Annotated in this window: 15 protein-coding genes; 7 read left to right on the top strand and 8 right to left on the bottom strand. The window is 65.8% G+C overall.

All coding sequences use genetic code 11. From position 1 onward, the window contains the following. The first annotated feature begins 87 nt into the window (after nucleotides 1–87). Nucleotides 88–1338: a winged helix-turn-helix transcriptional regulator gene (locus NKH51_RS07155; protein ID WP_254764557.1), complete on the top strand. Its 1251-nt coding sequence runs from the start codon at nucleotides 88–90 to the stop codon at nucleotides 1336–1338. A gap of 33 nt (nucleotides 1339–1371) precedes the next feature. Here NKH51_RS07155 and NKH51_RS07150 read toward each other — a convergent pair whose 3' ends face one another. Then, the gene (locus tag NKH51_RS07150; RefSeq protein ID WP_254764556.1) at nucleotides 1372–1707 is read right to left on the bottom strand and encodes a CHY zinc finger protein; all 336 of its coding nucleotides are present in this window, start codon (nucleotides 1705–1707) and stop codon (nucleotides 1372–1374) included. A 229-nt stretch (nucleotides 1708–1936) separates the two neighbouring features. On the opposite strand from NKH51_RS07150, the gene NKH51_RS07145 reads away from it, so the two are divergent. Further along, a complete protein-coding gene (locus NKH51_RS07145; protein ID WP_486633708.1) occupies nucleotides 1937–2956 on the top strand; it encodes a DUF7972 family membrane protein in 1020 nt (339 codons plus the stop codon). Between the two features lie 124 nt (nucleotides 2957–3080). On the opposite strand, the gene NKH51_RS07140 is transcribed toward NKH51_RS07145, so the two are convergent. Together NKH51_RS07140 and NKH51_RS07135 are read right to left on the bottom strand one after the other, a co-directional pair. Further along, nucleotides 3081–3296 (bottom strand): hypothetical protein, encoded by a 216-nt coding sequence (locus tag NKH51_RS07140; RefSeq protein WP_254764554.1) that lies wholly within the window; start codon nucleotides 3294–3296, stop codon nucleotides 3081–3083. A 358-nt stretch (nucleotides 3297–3654) separates the two neighbouring features. Beyond that, nucleotides 3655–4665 carry a Gfo/Idh/MocA family protein gene (locus NKH51_RS07135; RefSeq protein ID WP_254764553.1) on the bottom strand — a complete coding sequence of 337 codons (1011 nt, stop codon included), beginning with the start codon at nucleotides 4663–4665 and terminating at the stop codon, nucleotides 3655–3657. 126 nt (nucleotides 4666–4791) lie between these two features. On the opposite strand from NKH51_RS07135, the gene NKH51_RS07130 reads away from it, so the two are divergent. Both NKH51_RS07130 and NKH51_RS07125 read left to right on the top strand, forming a co-directional pair. Next, complete coding sequence (locus NKH51_RS07130) at nucleotides 4792–5037, top strand: glutaredoxin family protein (protein ID WP_254764552.1); 246 nt, start codon at nucleotides 4792–4794, stop codon at nucleotides 5035–5037. Between the two features lie 599 nt (nucleotides 5038–5636). Then, nucleotides 5637–6971 (top strand): aspartate aminotransferase family protein, encoded by a 1335-nt coding sequence (locus NKH51_RS07125; protein ID WP_254764551.1) that lies wholly within the window; start codon nucleotides 5637–5639, stop codon nucleotides 6969–6971. 150 nt (nucleotides 6972–7121) lie between these two features. Here NKH51_RS07125 and NKH51_RS07120 read toward each other — a convergent pair whose 3' ends face one another. From NKH51_RS07120 to NKH51_RS07100, 5 genes are read right to left on the bottom strand one after another with little or no spacing between them, the layout of a single operon-like run. Beyond that, a complete protein-coding gene (locus tag NKH51_RS07120) occupies nucleotides 7122–8507 on the bottom strand; it encodes an aminotransferase family protein (RefSeq protein WP_254764550.1) in 1386 nt (461 codons plus the stop codon). Next, entirely contained in the window at nucleotides 8504–9460 is a 957-nt protein-coding gene (locus NKH51_RS07115) for a CoA-transferase subunit beta (RefSeq protein WP_254764549.1), read from the bottom strand. The genes NKH51_RS07120 and NKH51_RS07115 overlap by 4 nt, the downstream gene beginning before the upstream one ends. Nucleotides 9461–9507: 47 nt before the next feature. Next, complete coding sequence (locus NKH51_RS07110; protein ID WP_254764548.1) at nucleotides 9508–10491, bottom strand: CoA transferase subunit A; 984 nt, start codon at nucleotides 10489–10491, stop codon at nucleotides 9508–9510. Beyond that, the gene (locus tag NKH51_RS07105; RefSeq protein ID WP_254764547.1) at nucleotides 10488–11369 is read right to left on the bottom strand and encodes a creatininase family protein; all 882 of its coding nucleotides are present in this window, start codon (nucleotides 11367–11369) and stop codon (nucleotides 10488–10490) included. The genes NKH51_RS07110 and NKH51_RS07105 overlap by 4 nt, the downstream gene beginning before the upstream one ends. Then, complete coding sequence (locus tag NKH51_RS07100) at nucleotides 11359–12675, bottom strand: ArgE/DapE family deacylase (RefSeq protein ID WP_254764546.1); 1317 nt, start codon at nucleotides 12673–12675, stop codon at nucleotides 11359–11361. Before NKH51_RS07100 ends, NKH51_RS07105 begins: the two co-directional genes overlap by 11 nt. Before the next feature lie 199 nt (nucleotides 12676–12874). Between NKH51_RS07100 and NKH51_RS07095 the strand changes: the two genes are divergently transcribed. From NKH51_RS07095 to NKH51_RS07085, 3 genes are read left to right on the top strand one after another with little or no spacing between them, the layout of a single operon-like run. After that, the gene (locus NKH51_RS07095; protein WP_254764545.1) at nucleotides 12875–14011 is read left to right on the top strand and encodes an ABC transporter substrate-binding protein; all 1137 of its coding nucleotides are present in this window, start codon (nucleotides 12875–12877) and stop codon (nucleotides 14009–14011) included. A 37-nt stretch (nucleotides 14012–14048) separates the two neighbouring features. Then, the gene (locus NKH51_RS07090) at nucleotides 14049–15161 is read left to right on the top strand and encodes an ABC transporter ATP-binding protein (protein WP_254764544.1); all 1113 of its coding nucleotides are present in this window, start codon (nucleotides 14049–14051) and stop codon (nucleotides 15159–15161) included. Further along, complete coding sequence (locus tag NKH51_RS07085) at nucleotides 15158–16357, top strand: M24 family metallopeptidase (RefSeq protein ID WP_254764543.1); 1200 nt, start codon at nucleotides 15158–15160, stop codon at nucleotides 16355–16357. The genes NKH51_RS07090 and NKH51_RS07085 overlap by 4 nt, the downstream gene beginning before the upstream one ends. Nucleotides 16358–16360 lie beyond the last annotated feature (3 nt).

The raw sequence follows: 16360 nt of genomic DNA, 5'->3' as shown, positions 1-16360 counted from the left end.
TGTCGCGGTGCCACCGATCCGATTTCTTGACTGTCACGAAACGGAAAACACGTATTACGCTCGATCACACATGGCCGGACGAGCAGTATGGAATCGATCTCGTCGAGCGCGGCGCGAACGCTCGCCCTGGTCCTCGTCGTCGCGCTGCTGAGCGGCGGCGTCGCGGGGATCGCTGCGGGGACCTCGAGCGGCGCCTCGGCGCTTTCGGATTCGACCGCCCGCACGATCGACGGCACTCTCACTACCAACGAGACGACGAGTTCCATCGAAAACGGCTCCGACGGGACGACGGGCACCGTCGAAAACACCTCCGACGGGACGACCGACGCGCTCGAGAACACCACCGACGAGGTGGTCGGATCGAACGGATCGGTCGGAACGGCCGTCGACGAGACGACCACTGCCGTCGACGGCACCGTCTCGACCACGACCGATACCATCGACGCGACGGTCGGCGAGACGATGGGCACCGTCAACGAGACGGCGATCAACGCCTCGGTAGGGGCCGACATCGGAGCCGACGGGCGAAACGCGAGCGGGGGCAGCGATGGCTCGAGCGGCGGCGAGCCGGCGACGGGTCGCGACGGAAGCGACGGCGGCGGGGACGCGGCCCCGTCCGAGACGCCAAGTCCGACGGAGACAGCCGCCGACGCCGCGCTCGTCGGGGCGCTGGGCGCGATCACTGCCTCCGGCGCGGCGGCTGGCGCTACCGGCGGTTCGGGGGCGGCCGGCGGCGCGAGTACCGCAACGGCGAGTTGGCTGAGCCAGTCCCGTCCCGTCCGCGCGCTCCAGCGGGCCGGCTCGAGTCTCCCGTGGAAGATCCTCCCGCTGTTTCGATACAGCAAGTACGATGACTCGGACCCGCTCGAGCACGACCGCCGCCGGGCGGTCTACGAGGTCATCGAGCGCGAGCCGGGCTGTTACCTCTCTCGGGTCAGCGACCGGGCCGACATCCCCCTCTCGACGGTCCGCCATCACGTCCGAATTCTGGAGGACGAGGGCCTGGTGACAGGGATCAAGGTCAACGGCAAGCGCCGGTACTTCCGCGACGCGGACGACGCCGAACTGCGGGCCGCCCTCGCGGAGCCGGCAAAGCGGGCGGTCCTCGAGACGCTCGCCGACCTCGGTCGCGTCCCAAACGGTCGGCTCGCGGACGAACTCGAGCGCGATCCGAGCACGGTCTCTCACCACCTCTCGGCGCTCGCCGAGGACGACCTGGTGGTCCGGGAGAAGGACGGCCGCTCGGTCGTCAACGAACTCCCGCCGCGGGTCGAGGCGACGCTGGTCGACGACCCCGCGTCGGATACCGGCTCGCGTCCGGCGCCGGCCGACGACTGACGCCGGCGCTCGCGCTCCGGGCGAATTCGGTGGTTACGAGTCGGCCTCCGTCTCGAAGTACAGCTCCGCGTGGTTCGCACAGCCGGGATTGAAGGCGGCGTCACAGGCCGGACAGCGGTAGTCGCCCTCGAGATAGTCGGGGACGGTGAGTTCGGTCCCGCAGACGCCACACAGTACCGAGGATTCGTCGAAGCGATCGCGGGGCCACGGGACGGCCTCGTGATCGGAACGCTCCCCGTGGCACCGAAAACACGGATAATACCGCTCGCAGCAGGCGAATTTGAACGCAACTACGTCGCGGTCGGTGTGATAGTGAGCGCACCGCGTCTCGGGATCGACGTCGACGCCGTAGACTGGTCGGTCGGTCATTGGAACGTGCTCGCTCGAGTCGACGGCCGATGTCGACTTCGGCGTTGCGGTCGCCGTGACGGTGAGCGAGAAGGCGACGCCGTCACGCCAGTATCAGTGGCCTACCACACTAAATACGGCGGTACTGGCCGGCCGGCTGCTTAAGTGTTTCATAGCATTCGATTATGTTGCGATAGGCACTCCGAAGGCGTTAGAACGCGTCCGGACGGCCTTTCGTTATTTCAACAGTATGAGCATCTCTGATGGGTTCGACAACCTGCGAAGCTGGGTTCCAGTTCCGAGCAGGAAACGCGGCGTCAGACTTAGCCGATGGCTGCTTTTGGAAGGGAATCGATACGCCGTCACCGGCGCACTGCTGACGATGACGTTCGCCACGTTTCTCCTGATCGGGACGCTCTGGACGTTCGAGATGCAGCGGCTACTCACCGAGACGCAGGCCGTCCAGACGGTGTTGAATACGTTTCTGAGCGGCATCATTCTGCTGGTCTCGATCGTCGTCTCGATCAACTCGACGGTCCTTTCCTACGACATCACTCACATCAGCGCTCAAAAGGACCGGATCGAGGGAATGCGGCAGTTTCGTCGCGAACTGAATCGGATCGTCGCGACGGAACAGAATCCGACGAACCCGAATATGTTCATCCAGGTCATGGCCGAGACGATCAAACAACGGGCCGACACCCTGGAAGACGTCGCCCAAAAGGGCGATGAGGAGTTCGCCAAGGATGTCAAGGAGTACGTCGATTCGATCTCGAATACCGCAGATCACCTCGAGAACTCGCTCAAAGAGGCCGGCGGTGCCGAGTTCGGCGTGCTCTGGCTCGGCCTCGAGACCGACTATGGGCCGATGATGGACCAGACGCGCGAGTTCACCCTCCGGTTCGAAGACGACGAGTCCGAGGTGACCGACGATCCGTTCGAGGAACTGCTGGAGGCCCTGGAACTGTTCGCGACCGGCCGGGAGTATTTCAAGACGCTCTACTACAGCCGGGAAATCTCCGAACTCTCGCGGACGCTCCTCGTCTCCTCGTTCCCCTCGATTATCGTGACCGTCCTGACGATACTCGCGATCGACGCGCAGCTCCTGCCGGGTGTGTGGGTGTTCGGCCTTCCGCCGCTGTTGACGTTCGTCTCCGTCTCGTTCACTATCGCGCTGGCACCGTTTATCGTGCTGACGGCCTTCACGCTCCGAATCGCGACCGTTGCCCGGCGAACCGCGGGCGCAGGGCCGTTCGTCCTCCAGCAGTAACGGACAGCCGAAGACCGGGGAAAGCGAAAAGCAAAGCGAGGCGGGGACGACGGGAGACCGACGCAGTTCGGCTCGAGACCGAGTTAGAACTCGGCCGATCGCGCCCCCTGACGGGGGCCGACGGTCAGGCGTATTTCGGGCGTTCGGTGGTGTGCTCGACCTCGCCGGTGACGCTCTCCTCGTCGGAGTCGTCGTCGTAGATGTACTTGCCGGTCGCTCCACAGAGCGTGCACTCGTAGGTCTCGGAGATCTCGTTGATCATCTCCCCGTCTTCGAAGTAGACACGGCTCTGCGTGATCTGCAGGAACTGGGCGGTCTCGCAGTTGGTGCAGGTGATCATATCGGTTCGATAGCCAGCACCGACCGTAGTTATCCGGCTTGTAACCGAAAGGGATGAGAGACTATGCGACTCTTACCCGGCGGGCGGTCGTCGGGGGAGACGCGCGATTCGTTCCCCGTCGTTCCCGGCCGTTCGAACGGTGTAGCACGTGAGTAATTCCCTTGTAATCCGGGGAAGGCGTCGGTTTCGGCTGCGGCCGCTCGCAGCCCGTGACGAACGGCGAAAACACGTCTTTTCCGACAGCGTAAACCGAGAAACGTGACGATTATCGCCTCCAGCCACCGGGAACGAAACCGCGTGACCGGTGCTCGAGCGCCACCGATGCGTCGGTGGCCGTTCGCGATCAACCGGCGTCGAGTCACGTCTCGACCGCGATTCGATCGCCCGTTCGCGCCGCCTCGTAGGCTGCTTCAGTCAGCGCCGTTACCCGCAGCGCGTCCGCGACCGTCGCCGGCGGCTCCGTTCCTTCGAGGACACTCTCGAGGAAGGCGTCGGCGCGCGACTGCTCGCGTCGCGGGTCGATGTACGGCGCGTACTCCCCGGCCTCGGAGTCGATCTCGACCACGTCGCGGGAGCCCCACTGGGTGCCCTCCAGGTAGATCGCCCCCTCGTCGTCCCACAGGTGGAGGTGTTCGCGGACCGACGGTGCGTCGCCGTGAAAGGAGAACGTCCCGGTCGCGCCGTTCTCGAACTGTACGTCGAGGTGGGCGCGACGGTCGATCCGCCTCGCCTCGTCGTAAAAGTCCATGCTCGCTGCGACAGAGACCGGCTCGAGGCCGGTCGTCCAGCAGACGCCGTCGAGGACGTGGCTACCCGTATCGTACAGGAACCCGCCGCCAGACAGTTCGGGATCGAGCCGCCACGTCCCGCGCGAGTCGTCGATCCAGTCCTGGGTCATCGTGGCGGTCAGCCAGGTCGCCTCCCGGCCGGCGAACCGCTCGCGAGCCGTCCGAAACGCGGTCTGGAGGTGACGCTGGTAGCCGACCATCACGGTCCGGTCGCTTCGCCGGGCTCGCGTCGCGAGATCCCGCGCCCGCTCTAAGTCGGTCGTCAGCGGTTTGTCACAGTAGACGTCGCAGTCCCGGTCGAGAGCGGCGAGGACCTGCTCGTAGTGGAGCGTGTGGGGCGTGCCGACGAGGACCGCGTCGATGGCCGAATCCTCGAGCATCGTCGCGTAGTCGGCGTACTGTCGGTCTAGGGGAACGTCGAAGTCACGGCCCACGGCCTCGCGCCGATCGGCATCGAGATCGCAGATCGCGCGAACGGTCGCGTCAGGATGGCGGTGGAACTCCCCGCCGACGGTGGTGCCGATGTATCCCAGGCCGACGATACCGATCCGAGTCGGGCGTGACGGAGCGTCGTCGCTCATACCCGCTCCAACGGGCGCCAGCCTCATCCCTCTGGACGTGTCGGGAGCAAGCATCGCCGACGGCCGTTCCGGTTCGCTATCGTCCGATGCCCATAGCGCTTTCAGCCTGCGTCGGTAACTATGGGCATGGCAACTGAACCCACAGTGTACGTACTCGAGGGCTGTCCGTACTGCGAGACCGTCACCGATCGGCTCGACGCCGAAGGAATCGACTACGAGCGCGAGGAGGTCCCGGCACTGCACTCGGGCCGCGACCAGGTCAAGCGCGTCTCGGGCCAGCGGGCGGTCCCGGTCCTCGTCGACGACGACCACGGCGTGACGATGGCGGAGTCCGAAAACATCCTCGAGTACGTCGACCGCACGCTCGCCTGAGCGCGGTGAGCGCCGTGCACCGTCGGTAGCGGGTGTCTACCCGCGCGTTATACGCCGCCTGCGATCGGTTCGGGGTCGCTACCGGCGACCAAGCTGCTGCATAACAATAGGCAGCTCTTGCATTAGCCGACCTGCGGGGAGGAAACACCCCGCCGGGTACGCGCTTGGCCCAACCCATACGCCGATTGCGTGCGTTCGTGCCCGGATCGCTCGGACGTGGACTCGCCCCCGCTTCGAGTACGCTCATGTCTCTCACGCCCAGGGCGGTTCCCGCCCGCCCGGGTTTCCGACGCGACACCGAACAGCCGTGCGCCGGCTCCGTCTTCATCGGTGAGCTCGTCCGACCGTTCCGTTCTCCGTAGCGCGCCGGCTCGAAGCCGACGCGCCGCTCGCTCGTGTGTCACAGCGAGCCCGTGATGGACAACTCGCGTACCACGGCCCCACCGACTGCTCGAGCGTCGGATTCGGATCGAAACGCGACGGAAGACGAGTCGTCGTCCGGGCCGTGGGGGCAGCCCTGTCGGAGGCACGGTCGCCGGTATCCGAACTGGATACAATATACGATAGCTTATTAGGATGGAAAATCGTCTGTACTCCATATGTCTGAACAGAAGCCTAATTCGGCCGTCGGGCGCGCGTCGAACGCGTCCGTCGAATCGGCGTACGACGATCACGTGATGGGGATCTGGAAGTCACTCGACGTGCCGGTACGGCGAGCGTCGGGCTGTACGCTCGAGGATTTCGACGGTACCGAGTACCTCGATCTGTTCTCCGGAATCTCGGTGACGAACGTGGGCCACGGGAACGCGGCCGTCGTCGACGCCGCGAAGGAGCAACTCGACGAGTTCGTCCACGGCTGCTCGTACGTCCATCCGAACGAGCCGGTCGCCGACCTCGCCGAACGGATCGCCGACGTGACCCCGGGAGACCTCCGGAAGAGCTTCTTCTGTAACTCCGGCACCGAGGCGGTCGAGGGCGCCGTCAAACTCGCGCGGAAGTACACCGGCTCGAAGGAGGTCATCGCCCTCGAGATGGGGTTTCACGGCCGCACCCTCGGTAGTCTCGCCCTGACGGGGAACAAGTCCTACAAGCAGGGAATGGCACCCACCCTCAACGACGTGGCCCACACCGCCCCGCCGTATGGCTACCGCTGTCCGCGCTGTGACGGCGATCAGTGCGACGCCGGTTGCGCCGACGACCTCGAGCGCGTCATCGGCTCGCACACGAGCGGCGACCTCGCCGCGGTCGTCGTCGAACCGGTCATGGGCGAAGCCGGAATCGTCGTTCCGCCAGCGGGCTGGCTCGAGCGCGTTCAGGAGATCGCCCACGACCACGACGCGCTGCTCATCGCCGACGAGGTCCAGACCGGCTACGGCCGCACCGGCGAACTGTTCGCGAGCGAGCACTTCGACGTCGAACCCGACATCCTGACGCAGGCCAAGGGGATCGCGAACGGGCTGCCGCTTGGCGCGTTTACCGCACCCGCGGAGATCGCGGACGCATTCGACTCGGGCGATCACCTCTCGACGTTCGGCGGCAACCCCGTCGCCTGCGCCGCCGCGCTGGCGACCATCGACGAACTGCAGGACGGCATCGTCGACAACGCCCGCGAGCAGGGCGAGTGGCTCGAGGGCGAACTCGCCGCGCTCGAGGACGAGTACGATGTCGTCGGCCAGACGCGCGGCCTCGGCCTGATGTGGGGCGTCGAACTCGTCGACCCGGACGCGACGGGACCGCAGAACGTCGCGCCGCGACCAGACAGCGAGCTCGCGGCAGCCGTCAGCGACCACCTCCGCGAGGAGTCGAACGTCGTGTTGGGCGTCGGCGGCTACTACAAGAACGTCATGCGCGTCCAGCCGCCGCTTTCGATCTCGCGCGAGCAACTCGAGACCGGCCTCGACGGGCTCCGTTCCGCACTCGAGGACGTGGCGTAACCGGCGGGGTAGCGGCTCCTTCTCCGATTCGCACAATCTGCGAGAATACGCTTCCTCCTCAGTCTCGAGCAATCGAAATTTCGACGTGACCGGTCGTCAGATGGCGGTCACCGTCTTGAGAATGGGGCCGAGATCACCGCGTTCCCGAGATCACCGCTCGAGCGACGATTCGACGTCCGCGAGCGTCGCGTGCATCCGGTCGACGACCTCGTCGGCGAGGGACTCGTCGATGGTCAGTGGCGGCGTGATCAGTGTGTAGTCGCCGTTCTCTCCGCCGACGTGGCCACCACCCGGATAGGTGATGATCCCGTTGTCTAGCCCCGCCTCGAACAGGAGCGACTGGAACTCCGCGCCGGTTTCGGGCAGCGGCTCCTTCGTCTCCCGGTCGCCGACGAACTCCACGCCGATCATCAGTCCCTTCCCGCGGACGTCGCCGACGAACTCGTACTCGTAGAACTCCTCGCAGCGTTCTCGGAGGTGTGCGCCGACCTCGCGGGCGTTGTCCACGAGGTCGTGGTCATCCATGTACTCGAGGACGGCCGTGCCGATCGCGGCCGAGGCCGGGTTGAAACAGAAGGTGTGGCCGTGCTGGAACCCGTCTTCGACGTCCTCGAAGACCGCCGCAACGCGGCGGTGGGGCATCGTGCCGCCGATCGGGGAGTAGCCGCCGCTCATCCCCTTTGCGCCGGTGATGATGTCGGGCGTGACGTCCCAGTGTTCGATCGCGAAGTTCTCGCCGGTCCGTCCGAATCCGGCCATAACCTCGTCGACGATGAACAGCACGTCGTACTCGTCGCAGATCTCGCGGACCCGCTCGAAGTAGCCGTCGTGGGGAGACGCGCCGGCGTTCGCGGCACCCGTGACCGGCTCCGTGATGAACGCCGACACCGTCTCCGGCCCCTCGTCCTGAATGAGCCGCTCGAGGTCGTTCGCACACTCGACGCCGCAGGCGTGCCCGCCGTCACCGTCGCAGCGCTCACAGCGGTACGGCGTGGCGCTCGGCGCTTTCGGGAAATTCGCGAACAGCGGCTCCATCTTCGTCTTTCGGGCCGGAAAGCCGGAGACCGCCATCGCCCCGGCGGTGTTGCCGTGGTAGCTCCGGCGGCGCGAGATTACCTTGTACTTGCCCTCGTTGCCCCGCTCGTAGTGGTACTGGCGGGCCATCTTGATCGCGCTCTCGTTCGCTTCCGAGCCGCTCGAGACGAGCCACGTCTTCTCGAAGCCCTCGGGCGTGAACTCCGCGATCTTCTCGGTGTACTCCATCGCGGGCTCGTTCGTAAACAGCATGCTCGAGACGTACTCGAGGCGGTCGATCTGTTCGCGCGCGGCCTCGGCTACCTCCTCGCGGCCGTGGCCGATGTTGACGTTCTGGTTCCCCGAGATGGCATCGAGGTAGCGGTTGCCGTCCGCGTCCCAGACCCACGGCCCGTCGCCGCGGACGATGGTGACGTACTCGTCGGCGAACGCGCGGGGGAACATCCCGCCGAGGTCGGTGCCGGCTCTCGTCTGTCGGTGTGGTTTCTCGTGTGTCGTCATCGTGAATCGTCAGTGTCGTTCTGAACCGTTCGCAGTTGCTCCCAGTGCTCGAGGACGGTGTCGCTCCACTCCTCGAAGCCGACTTCGTAGACGTAGTCGGTGCCGCGTAGGACGACGTCGGCGGGGTCGATGGCGCGCAACATTGCGACTTCGCCCCGCGTCGGCTCCGGCGTCGTCTCGACGTCGTCGGCGACGCGGAGGTCCCACTGGACTTCGTCGCGAACGTCGTCGACGCTGACGCCGGGATGGGTCGTCTCGAGGACCATCTCGCCGTCGTCGTCGAAGCCGAACACCGCCATGTCGGTGACGACGGCGGCCGGGCCGCCGCCGACGAAGCCGAGTTCCTCGCGCCGGTCGGAGTGCTCTAAGTGGCCCGGCGCGGTCACGTAGTCGACCTCGGTGGTGAACGCGCGGCGCTGTTGGCGCATCATGACGACGGTCCGGCCACAGGAGGTCATGATGTCGTTGCTCCCGCCGGAGCCGGGCAGGCGCACTTTCGGTCGGTCGTACGTCGCGTCGCCGATCACGGCCGTCGAGTTCGTGTTGCCGCGGCTGTCGATCTGGCCCGCGCCGATGATGCCGACGTCGAAGGCCCCGCGCTGGTTGTCGACGAAGATCTCGCACTGGTCGGTCGCGACGAGCGCGTCGACCCCGAGGATGGTGTCGGAGATCGACTGGACCACGCCCGGCGGGACGGAGCCGATGTACCCCGACTCGGTCACGAGCTGGCAGTCCGGCGCGTGCGTGTACTTCGCGAGGATGCCCGACATCAGCGACATGCCGACGCCGATGAACGCGGTCTCGCCGTCGTCGATCTGGCGCGCGGCGGCGACGGCCAGCAGTTCGGTCGTCGTGTAATCGTCGGCCGTCTCCGCCGGCCGATCGACGCGGATCGGGGTCGTCGGCTCCGCGGGCAAGTCAGCGGTCTCGCCCGCCGTCGATCGGTCACTCATCGGTCTCCTCCGCGGGCAAGTCAGCGGTCTCGCCCGCCGTCGATCGGTCACTCATCGGTCTCCCCCGCGGAGTCGGCACCGTTGATCGTTTGCTCCATGTGCTCGAGCGTCGCCAACCGATCGGCGCCCACTTTCTCGAGGTATTCCTCGTGTGGACAGATCCACTCGTCGAGCCACTCGAGGAACTCCTCGCGGTCTCGCGACCGGAGGCCGTACTCCCGGTAGAAGGGCAGGTCGGCGTAGTACTTCCCGTAGCAGTGCCACGGGTGCGAGCCGAAGGGGACCTCGACGACCGCGTCGACCGTGTAGAACGGGATGCGGGTGAGTTCGGGCCGTCGTCTGATCTCCTCGGTCGGGACGAGTTCCTCACAGGTGACGATCGTGTGTTCGGCGGCCCGCGCCTTGAGGTGATCGTTGACGACGTTGCCCAGTATCTGTGCGTTGCCCATCGGATCGCACCGCTGGACGTGGATGATCGCCACGTCGGGTCGCGCCGGAGGAACGAGCACGAGCGGATCGCCCGACCCGAGCGGATCCTCGATCACCGCGAGGTCGTCGTTGTGCGTCGGGATGTCCGTATCGAGCATCGACCGCGTCGGTACGAACGGGAGGTCCATCGCCCCCGCGAGAAACATCAGCGAGGAGCCGAAGTTCGAGACGTCGCGCATCTCGAGGTGGTGGGGAACGTCGTTCTCGACGGCGCTTCGAACGTTGTGGCCCTGGGAGATGAGGCTCGTTCCGACCCAGGAGCCGACGTACTCGTCGACGCAACCGGCGCCGACCATGATGTCGAACAGGGTCGTTCTGGCGTCGTCGAGGACGGTCAGTCCCGTCGTTCCCTGGCGGACGATCTCGCGGGCCGCCGCCTCCGGGTCGCGGCCGCCCATCCCGCCGAAAGCGATGCTCGAGCCGTCAGTGACGTACTCCTCGATCGCGGAGACGAGGTCCGTGACTTTCTCGTGGTCGGCCGCATCGTCGCCGACTTCGGCCAGTCGAGTGGCTGTATCTGTGGCGTCTATGGCGTGTGTCATCGTGGTCTGAAAGCGTCGTATTCGCGGTTGGATACGGTCCGTGCGTGGTGGTCGTCGATCGACCGGATCGGGTACTCGGCGAACTCCTCGAGCACGGAGCCGAGGCCGTCGATCGCGGCCTCGAGGAGGAGTTCGCCGGTCTCGGCGCTGGCGACCGTCGCGTCGCCGAGGATGCCGGTCTCCGAAATCGTCGACCACCATCCCAGCATCGTCACCGGCGTCGAGTCCTCCGGACGGGTCTGACCCGCGAGATCGAGATTGTTGAAGTGCCGGCTCTCGGGGTAGTCGGCGTCGCGGGCGGCGGCCTCCATGTCGACGCGCTCGGGGAACAGGTGCATGTAGATCGATGTCTCCATCTCGCCCGCGTGGGCCGACCCCTGCGGGCCGGCTTCGCGAACCGCGCTCGCGGTGTCGCGGACCTCGTCGATCTCCCACCACGAGAGCATCGCGCAGTGGACGTCGGGGTACTGCAGCATCACCTGCCGGCTGGCCAGCTCGAGGAGGTGGTGGTTGGAGCCGTGGCCGTTCACGAGCAGGATCCGCTCGAATCCGTGGTGGGCGAGCGAGACGCAGACGTCGACGACGTAGTCGACGAACGTGCGCCAGCCGATCGTGATCCCGCCCGGAAAGTCCATGTGGTGGGGGAGATAGCCGTGATCGATCGTCGGAAACAGGAGCGCGTCGTCCCTCGCGGCGACGGCCGGTTCGCAGACCGCCTCGACGATCCGACGGTCGACGTCGAGCGGGAGGTGCGGGCCGTGGTCTTCGGTCGCGCCGACGGGGACGACGACCGTTGCGCCCTCCTCGGCTGCCTCGTCGATCTCGGGCCACGTGAGTTCGTCGTAGCGGCGAGGTTCCGAGCCGCCGTCACTGCTCATCCGGCGTCACCCTATAGCCACACCACGACATGGCGGTCAACGCGAGCGCGAGCGTGATTTCCTCGAGTTCCGCTACGGGGAGGTACTCGTCGGTGCCGTGGATGTTGTACGCGCCCGGCCCGAAGCAGACCGCAGGCGTCCCGGTTTCGTTGACGAAGAACCGGGAGTCGATCCCGCCGGGGAACCCTTTGGCGTGACTCTCCCGGTCCAGCGCCGTTTCGGCGACGGCTTCGACGGTCTGAACGATCGGTTCGTCGGGGTCGATCTTCGCGGACCGGCCGCGCCAGCCGAACCACTCGATCTCGGGCGGGTGCTCCGCGAGCCACGAGTCTCCGTCGGCGGCCCGTTCGACCGTTCGTTCGACCGTCTCGCGGAGCTCCTCGCGCGTCTCCTCGGGGGCGTGGGAGATCCGCGCCTCGAGCACTGCCTCGTCGGGGACGCTCGAGACCCAGTCGCCGCCGCGCAGCGTGCCGAGGTTCAGCGAAACCGTGTGCTCGTGCCACTCCTCGAAGAGCTCGTCGTGGACCGTCGTCTTGCGCTCGTCGTGGAGATCCTCGAGTGCGTGATAGATCGGCAACAGCTTCGAGATCGCGTTCACGCCGGCGTCGGTCTCCGCCGCGTGAGCGCTCTTTCCGTCGACGGTCACGCGGAAGTAGGAGACGCCGTCGTTCGCGATCCACGAGTCGAAGCCCGTCGGTTCCGGAATCACGACGGCGTCCGCGTCGGCGTCGACGCCCGCGAGGACGCTCGCGAGTGTCCCGCCCGAGCCGCCGTACTCCTCCTCGATGACGGTGTTGAACGACAGATCGCCAAGCAGTTCGATCCCCGCGCGATCGAGCGCCTCGAGCGCGTAAATCATCGCGGCGACGCCGCCTTTCATGTCCGACGCGCCCCGGCCGAGGAGTCGGCCGTCCTCGACGGTTCCGGCGAACGGGTCGAACGACCACGCGTCGCGGTCGCCCTCGGGGACGACGTCGACGTGACCGTTGAAGAGCAGCGACGACCCGTCGCCGGCTCCCTCGCGGGTCGCAAAGAGGTTCGGGCGCCCCTCGTAGGACGCGTCGCGTTCGACGTACTCGTCGTGGTCTTCGATGTCGGGGACCTCGTCGGCGCGGATCGCTTCGACCTCGAGGTCGAGCGCCTCGAGGCGCTCTCGGACGAGGTCCTGGGCGGGCGCTTCTTCGGTGAGAACGCTTCGAACCCGGACGAGCTCGGCGGCGAAATCGACGAGGTCGTCGCTGAGTTCGTCGACGGCGGCCTCGACGCGCTCGCCCGCGGCGTCCTCGACGCGTTCACGCGGTTCCATGTTCAACCTCCAGTGATTGACGTTCTGGTAAATCGTACGGTGCCATTGCCCACCAATTGGCCCAAATGTTGTTAAGCCTTGCGCCCTATTTCTCGAATCCTGATTTAGAAAGTGGCACTCAGGTACATCGTCATTTCCATATATCTGGCGAACAGGTAGCAAGTTTTATTATGTGGTTGTTCCATGCTAGTCCCGTACAATGAGGAAATCCTACACTGATTCGACTTCCAACGTCGGCAGTCGTGCAGAGAGCAATCGAAGCCGCCGGCGGGTGTTACAATCGATCGGCGGCGTCAGTGCTGCCGGCATCGCCGGACTGGCGGGGTGTCTCGGCGGCGGCTCGAGCGATCCGTTCGTCGTGCAGGTCACCGGCGGAAACTACATCGACTCGTACGAGAGCGAGGTGTTCTCGGCGTTCGAAGAGGAACAGGGTGTCGACGTCGCAGTCAACCAGATCAGCGACCAGTTCGACGGATACAATCAGATCCAGTCCGGGCAGTCCGACGCCCACGTGACGATCACCTCCGCGAACACGCTGTATATGGGCGCGAGCGAGGGCGTCTGGGAGCCGATCAATACGGACGACCTCGACAACTACGATAGCCTCGCCGAGACGTTCAAGAATCCGGTGTACGACGCCGGTGACGACGTCCACGGTATTCCGACGGTGTACGGGACCATCGGGATGGCGTACAACCGCGACGAGATGGGTGAACTCGACTCGTGGGAAGCGTGCTGGGACCAGGCGAACGCCGGCAACGTCACCATGCAGGGGACCGACTTCGTGCGCGTCTTCACGACCGCGCTGCACCTCGGCATGGACCCGAACGATATCGGCGCCGAGAGCTCGTACGAGGACGGTATTCAGCAGATCTGGGATTCGGTTCGCGAGCAGAAAGAACTGATCTCGAGTTACTGGTCGACGGGCGACGAACACGTCCGAATGTACGCCCAAAACGAGGCGTACGTCGGCGAAGCGTGGGGCGGCCGGATCAAGGCCGCCGTCGACGATGGCCACGATCACCTCGACTACGTCATTCCGAAGGAGGGCGCGTACGGCTGGTCCGACAACTGGGCGATGGTGTCCGGAATCGACGACGACAAGCGCAGCACCGCGATGGACTTCTTCGACTTCCTCCTCACCGAAGACGTGTTGGTGCCGCTCGCTGAGGCGCTCGGTTACCCGCCGGCGACCGGCGCGACCTCCGACGTGATCGAAAACCTCGGCGACTACGATCCGACGGGCGGTGAGCGGCTCACCTTCATGGATCCCGGCTACCAGGAGGATCACTCCGACGAGTGGTCCCAGGAGTGGGAGCGCATCCAATCGTCGTAGTTATCTCGCTGACTAACGACATACATACAACTATCACATGGCATTTCTCGATATTGACAACTTGCGGAAGGAGTTCGGCGAGACCGTCGCCGTCGACGGCATCTCGTTTTCCGTCGAGGAAGGAGAGTTCGTCACGGTCGTCGGTCCGAGCGGCTGTGGGAAGACGACGACGCTCCTCAACGTCGCCGGTCTCCAGACGCCGACGTCCGGCTCGATCCGACTGCAGGGGGCCGATCTCACGGACCTCCCGCCGTACGAACGCGATATCGGCGTCGTCTTCCAAGACTACGCGCTCTTTCCCCACAAGACCGTCGCGGAGAACATCGCCTTCGGACTGAAGATGCGCGGCGCCGACGAACGCGAGCGCGAGGCGAAAGTCTCCGAGATGCTCTCGATGATCAACCTCGAGGGCTACGAGGACGAGTATCCACACGAGTGCAGCGGGGGACAGCAACAGCGAGTCGCCGTCGCTCGAGCGCTCGCGTTCGATCCCGACCTCGTGTTGATGGACGAGCCGCTGTCCAACCTCGACAAGAAGCTCCGGGGGGAGATGCGAACCGAACTCAAGCGCATCCAGCGCGAGACCGGCATCACGACCATCTACGTCACCCACAACCAGACGGAGGCGCTCTCGATGGGCGATCGGATCGCGGTGCTCAACGACGGCACCCTAGAGCAGTACGACGATCCGAAGACGGCGTACGAACGGCCGACGTCGCCGTTCGTCGCGGACTTCCTCGGCACCTCGAGCAGGATCGACGGTACCCTCCGGCTGGAGTCGGACCCCGTAGTTCGGTTCGGCGACTCGACGATGACCGTCGAGGCCCGCGACGGGATCGACGACGGCGACGACGTGGCGGTCTTCGTTCGGACCGAACTCGCGTCGCTCAGTACGGATCGCCCCGCGGGCGAGAACGCCTTCCGGGGAACTATCGAGAGCGTGGATTACCAGGGACAGGGAGCCGTCTACTTCGTGTCCGTCCCCGCGTTCGGGACGACGGTACAGGTGAACCACCACGCGAACGCCAGCATGCTCGAGCCCGGCAACGAGGTTTGGGTAAGCATCGATCCGTCGGATGTCATCTACACCACGTCGCAGTCCTCGGCCGACGGCTCGGAGCAACCGGCGATTTCCGCGGAGGGTCGATGACCGGCACACGGTGCCAGCACGGCGATACGGCCCACCTGGACTACGAGCGCCAGGAACTGTTTCGTGTCCTCGAGCCGGTCGCGCGAGAGAATCTCGAACTTGTACAGGAGCGGATGGCCGATGCGGACGTCGACGCTCTGCTCGTCAACCGATCCGACAACCTCCGATATCTCACCGGCTACGGCCCCTACGACAGCTTTTCGCTATCGGCCGAACACGGTGCGGTCGTGACGCGGACGGGCGAGCCGACGATCGTCGCCGCTCCCCGACTGGCCGCGGACTTAGACGACCGCCACTGGCTCGCGGACGTCGTCCCGTTCTCGACGACTGACGACGAGGCCGCGTCGACGTTCGCGTCGGTGCTCGAGGAGCGCGGCGTCGCGGACGGTGTCGTCGCTCTCGATCCGCACATGGAGTACCGGTTCGCCCGGAAACTCGAGGGGGCGCTGCCGCGTTGTGACCTGCGTGACGCGGGCGAGTTGCTCTTCGAGGCGCGGGCGATCAAGACGGACGCGGAGATCGCGCTCATCGAGGAGGGGCTCTCGGTCGCCGAACTCGCGATCGAGGCCGGCATCGAGGCGGTCGACGTCGGCGTCCGCGAGTGCGAGGTCTCCGGCGCGATCATGGACGCCATGCTCTCGGCCGGCGCGGCCGGCGCCTACGCCCTCCCGGCGATCGTCAGCTCCGGCGTCCGCTGGTCGCGCTGTCAGGAGTATCCCTCCAGAAAGCGCATCCGGCGGGGCGAGTTCGTCCAACTCGACGAGGGCCCGATGTGGAAGGGCTACTACAGCGAACTGGCCCGAATGGCGTTCCCCGGTACGCCCTCCGACGAACAGCGATCGATGTACCAGGCGACGTTCGCGGCCCACGAGGCGGCGATCGACGCCATCGAACCCGGCGCAACCGGCCGCGAAGTGTACGATGCCGCACGCGACGTCTTCGTCGAGTTCGGCTACGAGGAGTGGCTGACCGATGGCATCATCGGCCACGGCATCGGCGTCGTCGCCCACGAACCCCCATACGTGGGCCCGACCGGCGATGTCACGCTCGAGGAGAACATGATCGTCATGATCGAGCCGGGCCTGTTCCGACGCGGCGTGGCCGGTGTCCGTTTCGAAGACATGGTACTCGTAACCGAACGCGGCAGCGAAGTGCTCTCGCGAACCCCCCATCCCGATCATGAGAAGTTCATCTGAGGT

Origin of the sequence: Natrinema marinum (assembly GCF_024296685.1) — an archaeon.
GTDB lineage: Archaea > Halobacteriota > Halobacteria > Halobacteriales > Natrialbaceae > Natrinema > Natrinema marinum.
Note: the sequence above shows the minus strand (reverse complement) of the source record. Positions and strands in the feature narration are given on the sequence as shown.